This is a genomic window from Pseudidiomarina sediminum DSM 21906 (genome assembly GCF_000423165.1).
Lineage (GTDB): Bacteria > Pseudomonadota > Gammaproteobacteria > Enterobacterales > Alteromonadaceae > Pseudidiomarina > Pseudidiomarina sediminum.
In genome coordinates, this window is sequence record NZ_AUHL01000005.1 from 310,640 (window position 1) to 323,490 (window position 12,851).

Genomic DNA, 12,851 nt, shown 5'->3' on the forward strand with positions numbered 1-12,851 from the left:
CATGGATAAAACGTATTCGCCAAATGCCATCGAGCAAGCGCTCTATGAAAAGTGGGAGCAGGCAGGTTATTTTAAACCGTCCGGCCAAGGTGACAGCTACTGTATTATGATCCCACCTCCCAATGTCACCGGGAGCTTGCATATGGGTCATGCGTTCCAGCACACCATTATGGATACCTTGACGCGCTACAAGCGTATGGATGGCTTCAACACGCTTTGGCAGGTTGGTTCAGACCACGCCGGTATCGCCACTCAAATGGTGGTCGAGCGTCAATTGGCCGCACAAGGGCAAAGCCGTACCGAGCTAGGACGTGACAAGTTCATTGAAAAAATCTGGGACTGGAAAGCACAATCTGGCGGTACCATCACTCAGCAAATGCGTCGCCTGGGTGACTCAGTCGACTGGGATCGCGAGCGCTTTACCATGGATGATGGCCTTTCGAACGCAGTAAAAGAAGTGTTTGTGCGTTTGCACAAAGAAAACCTTATTTATCGCGGTAAGCGTTTGGTCAACTGGGATCCTAAACTGCAAACCGCCATTTCCGATCTCGAAGTAGAAAATAAAGAACAACAAGGTCACATCTGGCACCTACGTTATCCGCTTGCTGATGGTGCAACCACCGCAGACGGTAAAAATTACCTAGTGGTCGCCACCACCCGTCCAGAAACCATGCTGGGCGACGTTTGTGTTGCCGTGCATCCTGATGATGAACGTTATCAAGCACTGGTTGGCAAGTTTATTGACCTACCACTGGTGAATCGCCGTATTCCGATCATTGCTGATAGTTATGTGGACCAAGAATTTGGTACCGGCTGTGTGAAAATCACCCCAGCCCATGACTTCAATGACTACGATATTGGTAAGCGTAACCAGATGGCGATGATCGCCGTGCTCGACGACCATGCCAAAGTGCGTCAACAAGCCGGTCTTTACACTGCTACCGGTGAAGCCATTGACACTATTGATGGCTTTGACGGCACCCTGCCAGAAGCCTATCAGGGACTGGATCGTTTTGATGCGCGCAAACAGGTCGTTGCTGACTTTGATGCGCTTGGCTTACTCGACAAAGTTGAGAAGCATACCAATAAAGTGCCATATGGTGACCGTGGTGGCGTGCCGATTGAACCGCATCTCACCGATCAGTGGTACGTGCGTGTTGCGCCAATGGCCGAAGTTGCGACCAAAGCAGTGGAAGACGGCGAGATTGAGTTTGTTCCTAAGCAATACGAGAACATGTACTTCGCTTGGATGCGTGACATCCAAGATTGGTGTATTTCACGTCAGCTGTGGTGGGGCCATCGTATTCCAGCTTGGTATGACGCTGAAGGCAACGTTTATGTCGGTCGTGATGAAGCAGAAGTGCGTGCTGAACACGGCTTAGCCGACGACGTCGTGTTAAGTCAAGACGAAGACGTGCTCGATACCTGGTTCTCGTCTGCGCTGTGGACCTTCTCCACTTTGGGCTGGCCAGAGAATACTGACGACTTGCGCACCTTCCATCCGACCGATGTCTTGGTGACCGGTTTCGACATTATTTTCTTCTGGGTCGCCCGCATGATCATGATGACCATGCACTTCCTCAAAGACGAAAATGGTAAGCCGCAGGTACCGTTCAAAACCGTTTATGTGACTGGCCTCATTCGTGACGAAGAAGGTCAGAAAATGTCGAAGTCAAAAGGTAACGTGCTTGACCCTCTCGACATGATCGACGGTATTGGTCTTGAAGAGCTTGCGCAAAAACGCACCGCCAACATGATGCAACCGCAGCTGGAAGCGAAAATTAAGAAACGCACCGAAAAGCAGTTCCCTGAGGGCATCACCGCTCATGGTACTGACGCCTTGCGTTTCACCCTCGCGGCACTGGCCTCGACCGGTCGTGATATTAACTGGGACATGAAGCGCCTTGAGGGCTACCGCAACTTCTGTAACAAACTCTGGAACGCCAGCCGCTACGTGTTGATGAATACCGAAGAACATGACTGCGGTATGGATGGCGGCGCGATGGAGCTGTCGTTGGCCGACCAGTGGATCATCGAGTGCTTCAATGACACGGTAAAACAGTTCCGCTCAGCGTTAGACAATTACCGTTTTGACCAAGCAGCGGCAATTGCATATGAGTTTACTTGGAACCAATTCTGTGACTGGTACTTAGAGCTTACCAAGCCGGTCTTGTTCAATGGTTCAGAGGCGCAGTTGCGTGGCACACGTCATACGCTTGTGACCGTGCTAGAACAGTTGCTGCGTTTGTTGCACCCATTGCTGCCATTTATCACTGAAGAGATTTGGCAGCGCGTCGCACCGCTGGCGGGTATCCAAGCAGACACCATCATGCTGCAAGCCTACCCGCAAGTGGCCGAGCAACGCTTCGCTACCGCGCGTGACGATATGGAGTGGTTAAAGCAAGTGATTCTTGCGGTGCGTAACATTCGTGGCGAAATGAACTTGTCACCAAGTAAGCCTTTGCCAGTGATGATTGCCAATGCCGACGAGCAAGCGCAAGCGCGGTTACAGCAAAACGAAAGCTTCCTTGCAGCCTTAGCAAAATTCGAAAGTATTGCTTTCCTTACCAGCAGCGACGAAGCGCCAGCAAGTGCCACAGCCTTGGTGGGTCGTATGGAGATTCATATTCCAATGGCTGGTCTTATCGATACCGCAGCTGAGCTTGCGCGTCTTGATAAAGCACTTGAGAAAGCTGAAAAGGAAGTCGCAATGTTCGCCCGCAAGCTAAGCAACGAGAACTTCGTTAGTAAAGCACCTGCGGACGTTATCGCGAAAGAACGTGAAAAGCTGCAAAATGCCGAAGAAACCCTTCAGCAATTGCAACAACAACGTGAGAAAATTGCGGCGCTATAACAGCGCCGCAAGCATCGCAATCACTGCAGCTAGTAGTGGAATTGCCACGGTGACCACAAAGATGTCTTTATAGGCCTCTTTGTGGGTCAACCCCATCAAGGTTAGCAGTGCAATCACTGCACCAGAGTGTGGCAAAGAATCTAACCCACCTGCGGCTAAGTTTGCCAAACGGTGGAGCACCTCTGCACTGACCCCAGCCTCCAAATAAGCCGGCGCCAAGCTCGACATGAAAATCTGTAAACCGCCTGATGCTGATGCCGTGATCCCCGAAATTAAGTTTGCTGACACTAACACCGATACTAGCGGTGAAATATCCAAGCTTAACAACCAAGCGGCGAACGCATGAAAACCTTCGGTTTGAATCACCACACCACCAAAACCTATCACCGCCGCGGTGTTAATTAGCGGTAGCATGGCATCATCAACCCCATGCCCCGCCGTCGCAACAAAGTCCTTACGTACGGAAGCAAACAACAGGTAACACAACAGGCTGCCCACCAGCAACGCAAAACTCGCCCATAGCACAGGCTGACTGTTGGCGAAGGTTTGCCACGCCGAAGTAACACCTGCCATGGTTAAAACTCGCGGGAGCATAATGGTTATCAACACCACCAAAATCGGTGTTAGTGAAAGCATCAAACCAGGAAGCTTAGTGCCCTCTTTGGGCGCCAATGCCGCCATCTGCTCATCTTTGTCGTTGGCCACGTACACTTCACCCTGCGCCTGCGCACGCCGCCATTGCCACTGCAGATACCACATGCCACCCAGCGCCATCACTAAACCGGCAAGCACACCGTACCAACCACCAGCGAAGAGATCAGTCCCCAAACTACGCGCCGCAATCACGTTGTGGATCGATGGTGTACCCGGTAGTGCGGTCATGGTAAAGGTACCGGCACCTAACGCGATCGCCGCAGCATACAGCCGGCGTGGTATATTGGCTTCACGCATTAAGGTAACGCCGATCGGATACATGGTGAACATCACTACAAACACTACCACGCCACCATAAGTCAGCACCGCACACACCAGCATCGCAATCCACAGCGCCCGGTGATGTCCCAAACGCTCGGTAATACCAACAGCAACGCCCTGCGCCGCATGGCTCGCCGCCATCACCCGGCCAAACAACCCGCCACACAAAAACAGCAGTAAGAAATTCCCAGCAAAACTGAATGCGCCTGAGGGGCCAAACGGGAAAAACTTCAAAAAAACATCGGCGAGCGACAGTTGATTGGTCACGCCAATCACCAAAATAGACACCAACACTGCGAGTAAAATATTCACGCCACGCAATGCCAAAACAATCAATAAAACTAACCCAGCCACTAAGCCAACATCGGCCATCGTCCTGCACTCCTAAGCAATTTATCGTAATTATTATGTTGCTTAGTTGTACGCAGTTTCAGCTTGAAAAGCAAAAAAAAGTGGCCGCCCTGAGGCCGCCACTTTGGTTTCAAAGTTATGTATTTTCAACTACTTAACGACGGCGGCGTACACCAACCATCAGTAGGCTTGCGAACACAAATAACCATCCCATGTTGCCGCTTGACGATGAACCTGAATCAGGCTCACTGCCACCATTATCACCACCACCGGTGGCTGGTGGCTCTTGACCATCAGAAACAACGGTTAAGGTAAAGCTGGTTGACGCTTTGTCGGTTGGATATTCGCTATCGTAGACAGTTACCGTGACCGTCGTTTCACCATGGAAATGCTCAGCTGGAATCAAGTTAAAGCTATCGCCTTCAACTTCAGCTGTGACATTGTCGCCAGTGGCTTCGATCACATTTGGTGCTGCGTTAACATCGGTGTATTGCACACGAATGTCATCAATACGGCTGTTTTCATCGACACTCATATCGGCAATAGGCGCGATTTGAATGTTACCTTGAACCGCAACATCATGTACTTTGGTTACCGTTTCACCGCGCTCAATCATGTGCGTTAACGTGATCGGTAAAGTTTGGCCAACGGCTTCTGGCTGCACAAAGACTTGGAACGAAAGCTCTACTTCGCTTTGCTCCGGACCTTGGTAGTCAAAACACATCACCAAGTCGTCTTCGAGCACCTCATCAAGGTTGTCATAACCAACAAATGTTTGATGATAGCCGTCTTTTGGACCACCGTTTTTCGACCAAGTGCTAGTGAAGCCTTCGATGAAAATACCACCTTCAGCGACATTGGCACCTAAGTTGTCATAGGCCAAAACGATCTCAAACATGTCAGGGTTGTAGTCCATACCACTGCGGAGAATCACTTGATAATCAAAGGTCTCACCAGTGTTGGTATCGGTTACGTTATCGTACTCAAGGAAGACCAGGTCACCCAGGTCCGGACGTTCGCTGGCGTACTGACTCGCAATGGTTAAGCCTTGCGGGTCTTCCCAATGGCGCGCATAGGTCATCTCAAAACTACCGCGCCAGAACGGCGCGATGGCCTCACCCAAGAAGCCCGGGCCACGGTCCCATTTCATCGGCCAGAAACCACCGTTAAATTGCAACACGCCAACATTGTGCAGGCGCACATAGCCACCGCTTTCAGCGTTATACAACTCAAACTTGGCGTTCTCGTTGGCAAACAACCAGTTCAGAGGAACATCTTGGAACTGTGTCGCGTCACCTACCAACCAAGGCGCATTCGGCTGAATGCCAAACTCTTCAAACAAGTCGATGTAACCACCGCTCGAATACTCATCAATAAGCGGTGTATGACATTGCGCTGAACTCAAATTGGTCGTCATCACATACTCAGGCGCGACATCACGCGTTGAGATTTGCTGTCCTGAAAGGTTCAGGTTGACATCACTCACACTCAGTTGCTCTTGCAGGTCATCACGACTGATCCGCACCGTTTCAGGCACGATACGTAAGCCCTCTGGCAAGGCCACATCAAGATCGTAACTACGATCGTCACGTTCTAAGTTAGCATTGAGTTTTAGCTTAACGTCCAGCAACTGCTGTGGGCGCGCTTTGGTCTGACTCACACGCCACTCCACCACGTCTTTCGCGCGTTTGAAGTTTAACGAAGCAAAGCCAATACTGCCGGGCGCATCCGCGTTCACACCAAGATCGAAAGCACCGTAGTAGCGTTCGCCTTGTTCCGCTTCAGGCAAGTTCCAATGCAATTCAACATCGTAACGTCCCTGCCCGTCATGGCTTGGCGTGCCGCTAAGTGACAACAAGCCAAGATCATCGGTCTCATGTAACACCGCATACCCGGTGGTTACCTCGACTGCACCTTCACCATAGGCCATTGCCGTGGCAACCCAGTATTGCCCTGGAGCTGGGTTTTCAAGGCTACAGTAGTTGTGTTCCGACTGACTGGTCGACATACACACCAACTCACTGTCATACTCAGCTTTAATGGCTGATGCGTCCGCCTCTGCTGATGGAATGAAACCTTGGTTCCCATTCGCGTCGCGCCCCATAATGATGTACGGCATCAGCTTGGCATAGCGAGTCTCCAGTGGGTTCACACCGCCAACAATTTCCGCGCGTTGCGTTTCCACTACTAAGCGCTTGGTGCCTACCGGTACGTCAACGAGCTGAATATCCCAACCACGTTCAATTTGATCAGGCTCCAAAAACGGCCCCACGGCGTCCAGCGTCGCGGTTGATGTGGTTGGCTTCACTGGCCCATAGAAACGTGGGGTAAGCTCACTGAATGCTTCGGTATCAAGGGTAAAGCGCGCACTGCCATAATCACGGCTGTAGTCAATATCAATCGAGCTTGGCAACTGCCCTTGCGAACTACCAACCAAAATTGGCATGTGTGCGGTTGGATGACGGCCTGAGGTCTCGGTTAATACGACGTTGCCGTTAAACAGCATGCCAGCGTTACCAACATTATCCCAAGCTCCGCCTGGCTCATCTGGCTCAATGTTGTGCTCGATGCGGTCAGGCACCTCAACATTAATCACTAGCGTTTGGCTTTGACCAGCTTGCAAGGTAAAGCTTGCCGGTGTGACCGTCACTTCGACACCTTCTTCTTTGCCTTGTCCAGTCACTGTCCATGAACCATCTGCGGTGGCTGTCACCGTACGCATCCAGCTACAGCTTTGGTCACAGTTCATCTCAACCATCGAAGGTACGTTCAGCCAGTTTTCAGTGCCGCCGTTACTCGGGTCAGCATCGCGATAATTCTCGATACTCTCGTCCATGACCAAACCAGAACGGACGGCACGCTCAACGTTGATCGAACCTGAGCCCATCATAGCGTTGTTGTACGGTTCCAACAGTGTGTAACCGTTGTTTAACCGCACTTCTCCCGCGGTCAGCATCAATGCTGATTGAATTTCCGCTGGCGACCAATCTGGATGTGCTTGAGCCAGTAACGCCATCGCCCCTGCCACATGCGGAGACGCCATCGAAGTACCACTCATAAAGGTCCAGTCCGAGGCACGCGGTGCCGCGGTGAACGGCTGGTCATCAGCATTGGCAGCATAAATCTGTACACCAGGAGCGACCACATCAGGTACTAGCGTGTTGTTGGTACGACTTGGTCCCATTGACGTAAACGGCGCGAGGTTGTTGGCGAGGGCCTCATCAAAATCATAGTAGTTTTGATAATCGGTGATGGTTGCTGTCGCTGTACCGGCAGCACTATTGTTGACCCAGTTACGTAGTTGCCAGCGCACGCTTCGCGGCACTTGAATGCCAGGAATCACGTACTCTTCAGCCACTAAGTTGTCGGCGCGCCAATCGATATTCTGCAGAATAAAGCCACCTGCGCCACCCGCTGCCACATGCACAGCTTTATCGGTACGCGGAATACCACCGCGTTCGCATAACACGATTTGGTCGCTGGTAAAGGTGCCAGCAGGGAATGGCACATTACAGGTCTCTGCACCGAAATCATCCGTTGGATCAGGGTCTGCATAGTTCCCCGCTAGCACGACTTCACCGGTAATGCTTCCCGAGAAACTTACCCCTTGAATCGCTTCACTCGGTGGACGCGTTGAATCAGCACCGAAGTTTTGCAGCGCTTTCACACCTGCGGCCATCACTCGGTCATGTGACGCGGCACCGACGGTTGTGACCCACGGTGAACTATGGTCGGCTGACCAAAACGCTCCTGCGTTACCCGCTGCTGCCGCAACCGAAATGCCCGCTTCACGCGCAGCTAAGAAACCCAATTCAATCGGGTCACGCCAAGGTAAGCTTTCAGCGCCACCAATAGAGAAGTTGATAACATCGACACCATCCAGAATGGCGTCATCAATTGCTGCCAAAATCGCTGACTCAGGACACCCCGCATACGGATCACCTGACTGACCTGGCAAGCACACTTGATAAGATACAATATGTGCACGAGGAGCGACGCCACTGGTTTGCGGGAAGGCAAACGGCACGTCAATACCATCACTGACAGCTTCACCAGTGATCATTTGCAATGGTGTATCTAGAATGAGGTTGCCCGCGGCTGTTGATGCCGTATGTGAGCCGTGACCGTTATAGTCTTCACCGTTTGCCGGGCGCGCCATCTGTGGCGTACCCCAAGGGTTATCCTGCCACTCAGGGCCTTTATAGCTATCCGTGATATCGCTGTACGAACGCACCCCAACTAACTTATCGTTACAAAGGCTTGGATCGGTTTCACAATCGCCGACATAGTTGCCCGCGCCAAACGGGTTTGAGCTCGCGTAGCTGCCATCATCGGCGAACGCAGGATGATCAGTATTAATACCAGTGTCGAGTACACCGACCACCATCCCCTCGCCTTTCGCGCCAATCCCAGAAGGCACAGCAGTGCCCTGCCATACCGAAGTAGCACCGATAAACTCAGGACCACGGTCCGTACGGATCGACAACATGCGGTTCGGCGTAATGCGTTTTACCCCAGGCTGCTGAGACAAAATCAGCGCATCGTTTTGGCTCATTTCAACGACTGCCGCGTTATTCGCGATGGTCAATTGACGGCTGACGCGCAGTGCTGCACCGTGACCGCGCGCTTGTGACAACACCTTGTCTTGCTCTGTGCTCAGAAAAGCACTATAGCTGCGTACATCGTGGTCCGCCATGCTCAAGGTGCTGCGTCCCACGTAGTTACGTGATGACTTACGCGCTGTCGCGGCAAAACCTTGAACACCACCGTTGTAGGTGGCGACCGGTTGATGCTCAAACTGAACAATATAAGATTGGACGCCGGTGACTTCAGGGTCGTAATTGAATACCCCGCCATCTTGTTGACCGCGATGTTGATTAAGTACACCTGGCTGTCCGACAAACAAATTACCGGTTAACTCCGCTTGGCGTTGTGCGTGTGCCGCTTGAAATGCGGCAGCGTCAACTTCAGGTTGACCAAAGCCACCATCGCGGGTTTGCTCTACTGCCGCATACACCGCGCTACCGCTGTAAAGCGCGATACATGAAGCGAGAACGCTCTTTCGCAACAGGCGCCCTTTATTATTTTTATTAACTGTCATAGTTCCCCTCAAAATGAGTTAGTGCAAAAAAATTGCGCAACTCTTATAACAGGTCTATGACGTTCGTTGTGTAGCATTTTGTAGCACCGCAAGGGCGCATGAGGACAGAGGCAAGGTGCAATGCACCTTCACCTCACACAGCTAGAGTGGTAAGAGGAGTTAATGTAATTCGGCTTCGTCGGTATCGGTGTCGAAATAAGTGCCCCAGCCGTCGTATTCTACGCCGGTTTCGTTGGCAATTTCGCCCACCTGCTCCGTTTGCTGAGCTAGCAAGGTTGCCTCTAAACGCACCCGAGCTTCGGCCACGAAAGCAAATAAGCGTGAGCCATCGTCAAGCTCAAACTCATCGGCATCATCAACATGATAACCAACCTTCACCAATTCAACCGCAGCCTTTTCAAGCTTAGTAAAATCGGTACTTACTAAGTGATGCTCAATCGTAAAAAGCTCTTCCGTGGAAGCGCCATCGTCGATCAAAGCCGCTACGGTCTCATTACTTTGTTGCACAAGTGCTGCAATATCATTTGTCATCGAGCGCTTTCCCTTCTGCGAGTTCGTGATCAAGGTCACTGATCTTAGTTTGCATCAGTTGGTGACAATGCGCAGACAACGCACGCACCGACTCAGCACTGTAGTCATTAATTTTAACAGGCTTTAGCATTTCAACAATGACAGTACCGTTATTCCAACGATTGAGTTTGATGCGCCCGTGTAGGTTTGAGACACAAATCGGCACAATATCGACGTTTGCCTGTAACGCTGTACGAAAAGCCCCGGTTTTAAAAGGTAACAAGCCGCGACCATAGCTACGTGTTCCCTCAGGGAAAAGTAACACCGAGATTTTACGTTCTTTAATCGCCTCTGCAGCTTGCTCAATGGTGCCGCGCGCGCGTCCGATATTGTTGCGATCAATCAGAATATTGCCGGCAAGCCAATACAGTTGCCCGAAGAACGGGATCCATTTTAGGCTTTTTTTACCAATACTCACCGTACGCGGCGGCATCGCTCGGCTCAGCGTAAAAATATCGTAGGTGTTCTGATGATTGGCAATGTAGACGTACGGCGCACCTTCATACAGGCCTTCTGGCACACGAATGTCGAGCTTAACGCCCAAGATTTTGTGCATGCGGCCATACCAGTGGGCAAAGTAAGGCGTGTTATTTGGATGAAACGGCCGGATCAGACAGGTTAGTAATCCCAGCACACCACAAATCACAACAAAACATCCAAGTAAAATAATACGTACAACAGCGAGCATGCCATCTCCTCTTTAATGACTGCTCGCTATTATACCTATTTCTGTCGGCAAAATACCTCCGATCAGTCCTGCGCTTCAACAATAATCGCATCAACACGCTGCAAGCCACGCGGCAACTTATTCCCGCGACGGCCTCGCTCACCTCGGTAGTGCTCAAGATCACTTGGCTTCAAGGTAAGTTTGCGCTTACCTGCGAGCAAAGTAATCGGCGTATCGCTTGGCACCACATTGGTCGCCACAACATATTCTTCGCGTGATTGTGCGCGTAACGCCGGAATGCTGATCATTTTGTTGCCTTTTCCTTTCGCCAATTCCGGCAAGTCAGCTACAGGGAACAACAACATGCGACCTTCGTTCGAGACAACGACCAAGAGGTCATGGGCGATATCGACCACTTTGTTAGGCGGTAAAATTTTGGCGCCAGTAGGCAAGTTCAAAATGGCTTTACCGTTTTTATTGCGCCCCACCAGATCACTAAACTTGCAGACGAAACCGTAGCCTGCGTCTGAGGCTAGTAAATAGCGCTGTTCATCTTGCGCCATCAAGACCTGTTCAATGCTCTCGCCACCAACCAAGTTGAAACGCCCAGTTAAGGGTTCGCCTTGGGTTCGCGCCGACGGTAGTAAATGCGCTTCACAGGCAAAACTACGCCCTGAACTGTCTAAAAACACCACTTGCTGGTTGCTCTTACCTTGCGCGCTAGCAAGGAAGCTATCGCCAGATTTATAGGCTAAGGAGGCACCATCGACATCATGTCCTTTCGCAGCACGAACCCAGCCTTTTTGTGACAACACGACAGTCACCGCTTCAGCCGGCGTCAAATCGCGCTCGCTTAAGGCTTTAGCTTCATCGCGCTCGACCAGTGGTGAACGACGCGCATCTCCATATTTCTCTGCATCAGCAAGGATCTCTTTGCGGATCAAGGTCTTCATACGACGGTCAGAGCCTAACAACAACTCGAGTTGTTCACGCTCTTTTTCTAACTCGTCTTGCTCACCTTTGAGCTTCATCTCTTCAAGTTTGGCTAAGTGGCGGAGTTTTAACTCCAAAATAGCTTCAGCTTGCGTTTCTGATAGGTTAAAGCGCTTGATCAGTTCAGCTTTTGGCTCATCTTCATAGCGAATAATCGCGATAACTTCATCAATATTCAGATACGCGATCAGCAAGCCTTCGAGAATATGCAAGCGCGCCAGCACTTTATCTAAACGGTGCTGTAAACGACGTGTCACAGTATTTTGCCGGAACACCAACCACTCTTTAAGGACATTCAAGATCGGCTTAACTTGCGGACGACCGTCCAGTCCAAGCATGTTCAAGTTGACGCGATATTGCTTCTCTAAATCTGTGGTGGCAAACAAGTGTTGCATCATTTGCTCAACATCAACGCGATTCGAACGCGGCACAATCACCAACCGCGTTGGGTTTTCATGGTCCGATTCATCGCGTAAATCCGACACCATAGGTAATTTCTTCGCCTGCATTTGCCCGGCAATTTGCTCTAACACCTTAGCGCCAGAAGCTTGGTGCGGTAAGGCATGAATCACGACCTCACCATCTTCAAGCATGTACTTCGCGCGCATCCGCACGCTCCCACGCCCGGTCTCGTACATTTTTACAATGTCTTCGCGCGGGGTGATGATTTCAGCATCCGTTGGGTAGTCAGGACCTTGTAAATGCTCCATCACCTCGGCAAGGTCGGCACTTGGTTTTTCCAACAAGAGCGCACACGCTTGCGCTACTTCACGAGCGTTATGTGGTGGAATATCTGTTGCCATACCAACGGCAATACCGGTAACACCATTGAGCAAAATATGCGGCAAACGCGCCGGCAGCATGCGCGGCTCTTTCATGGTGCCGTCAAAATTCGGCACCCAATCAACGGTACCCTGACCTAACTCACTGAGTAACAACTCACTAAAGCGTGACAAACGCGCTTCGGTATAACGCATCGCCGCAAACGATTTCGGGTCATCTGGTGAGCCCCAGTTCCCTTGCCCATCCACCAACGGATGACGATAGGAAAAAGGTTGCGCCATCAAGACCATCGCCTCATAACAGGCGCTGTCACCATGCGGGTGAAACTTACCTAACACGTCACCGACGGTACGCGCAGATTTCTTATACTTCGCTAACGCCGACAAACCAAGTTCTGACATCGCATAAATGATGCGGCGTTGGACCGGTTTTAAGCCGTCACCGATATGCGGTAACGCACGGTCCATGATCACGTACATGGAATAGTTAAGGTACGCTTCTTCGGTGAACTGGCGTAATGGAATTTGTTCAACGGTATCCATAGTCATCTTCGATAG

The 12,851-nt window shown here is 51.1% G+C and carries 6 protein-coding genes; 1 reads left to right on the top strand and 5 read right to left on the bottom strand.

Going from position 1 to position 12,851, the window contains the following annotated elements; genetic code table 11:
- Nucleotide 1 precedes the first annotated feature (1 nt).
- Entirely contained in the window at nucleotides 2-2,854 is a 2,853-nt protein-coding gene (locus G535_RS0101435) for a valine--tRNA ligase (RefSeq protein ID WP_026860434.1), read from the top strand.
- On the opposite strand, the gene G535_RS0101440 is transcribed toward G535_RS0101435, so the two are convergent.
- The 5 genes from G535_RS0101440 to parC form a co-directional block, all read right to left on the bottom strand.
- Entirely contained in the window at nucleotides 2,849-4,201 is a 1,353-nt protein-coding gene (locus G535_RS0101440; RefSeq protein WP_026860435.1) for a GntP family permease, read from the bottom strand. The genes G535_RS0101435 and G535_RS0101440 overlap by 6 nt on opposite strands.
- A gap of 133 nt (nucleotides 4,202-4,334) precedes the next feature.
- Complete coding sequence (locus tag G535_RS14330; RefSeq protein ID WP_034727187.1) at nucleotides 4,335-9,281, bottom strand: S8 family serine peptidase; 4,947 nt, start codon at nucleotides 9,279-9,281, stop codon at nucleotides 4,335-4,337.
- Nucleotides 9,282-9,440: 159 nt separating this feature from the next.
- Nucleotides 9,441-9,812 (bottom strand): ribonuclease E inhibitor RraB, encoded by a 372-nt coding sequence (gene rraB / locus G535_RS0101450; protein ID WP_026860437.1) that lies wholly within the window; start codon nucleotides 9,810-9,812, stop codon nucleotides 9,441-9,443.
- Nucleotides 9,802-10,539 (bottom strand): 1-acylglycerol-3-phosphate O-acyltransferase, encoded by a 738-nt coding sequence (locus G535_RS0101455; RefSeq protein ID WP_026860438.1) that lies wholly within the window; start codon nucleotides 10,537-10,539, stop codon nucleotides 9,802-9,804. Before G535_RS0101455 ends, rraB begins: the two co-directional genes overlap by 11 nt.
- A gap of 62 nt (nucleotides 10,540-10,601) precedes the next feature.
- A complete protein-coding gene (gene parC, locus G535_RS0101460) occupies nucleotides 10,602-12,842 on the bottom strand; it encodes a DNA topoisomerase IV subunit A (protein ID WP_026860439.1) in 2,241 nt (746 codons plus the stop codon).
- Nucleotides 12,843-12,851: the final 9 nt, after the last annotated feature.

Excerpts from the sequence above, each read along its gene's own strand:
- G535_RS0101435 (WP_026860434.1), top strand. The coding sequence starts at position 2 with ATGGATAAAACGTATTCGCCAAATGCCATCGAGCAAGCGCTCTATGAA.
- G535_RS0101440 (WP_026860435.1), bottom strand. The coding sequence starts at position 4,201 with ATGGCCGATGTTGGCTTAGTGGCTGGGTTAGTTTTATTGATTGTTTTG.
- G535_RS14330 (WP_034727187.1), bottom strand. The coding sequence starts at position 9,281 with ATGACAGTTAATAAAAATAATAAAGGGCGCCTGTTGCGAAAGAGCGTT.
- rraB (WP_026860437.1), bottom strand. The coding sequence starts at position 9,812 with ATGACAAATGATATTGCAGCACTTGTGCAACAAAGTAATGAGACCGTA.
- G535_RS0101455 (WP_026860438.1), bottom strand. The coding sequence starts at position 10,539 with ATGCTCGCTGTTGTACGTATTATTTTACTTGGATGTTTTGTTGTGATT.
- parC (WP_026860439.1), bottom strand. The coding sequence starts at position 12,842 with ATGACTATGGATACCGTTGAACAAATTCCATTACGCCAGTTCACCGAA.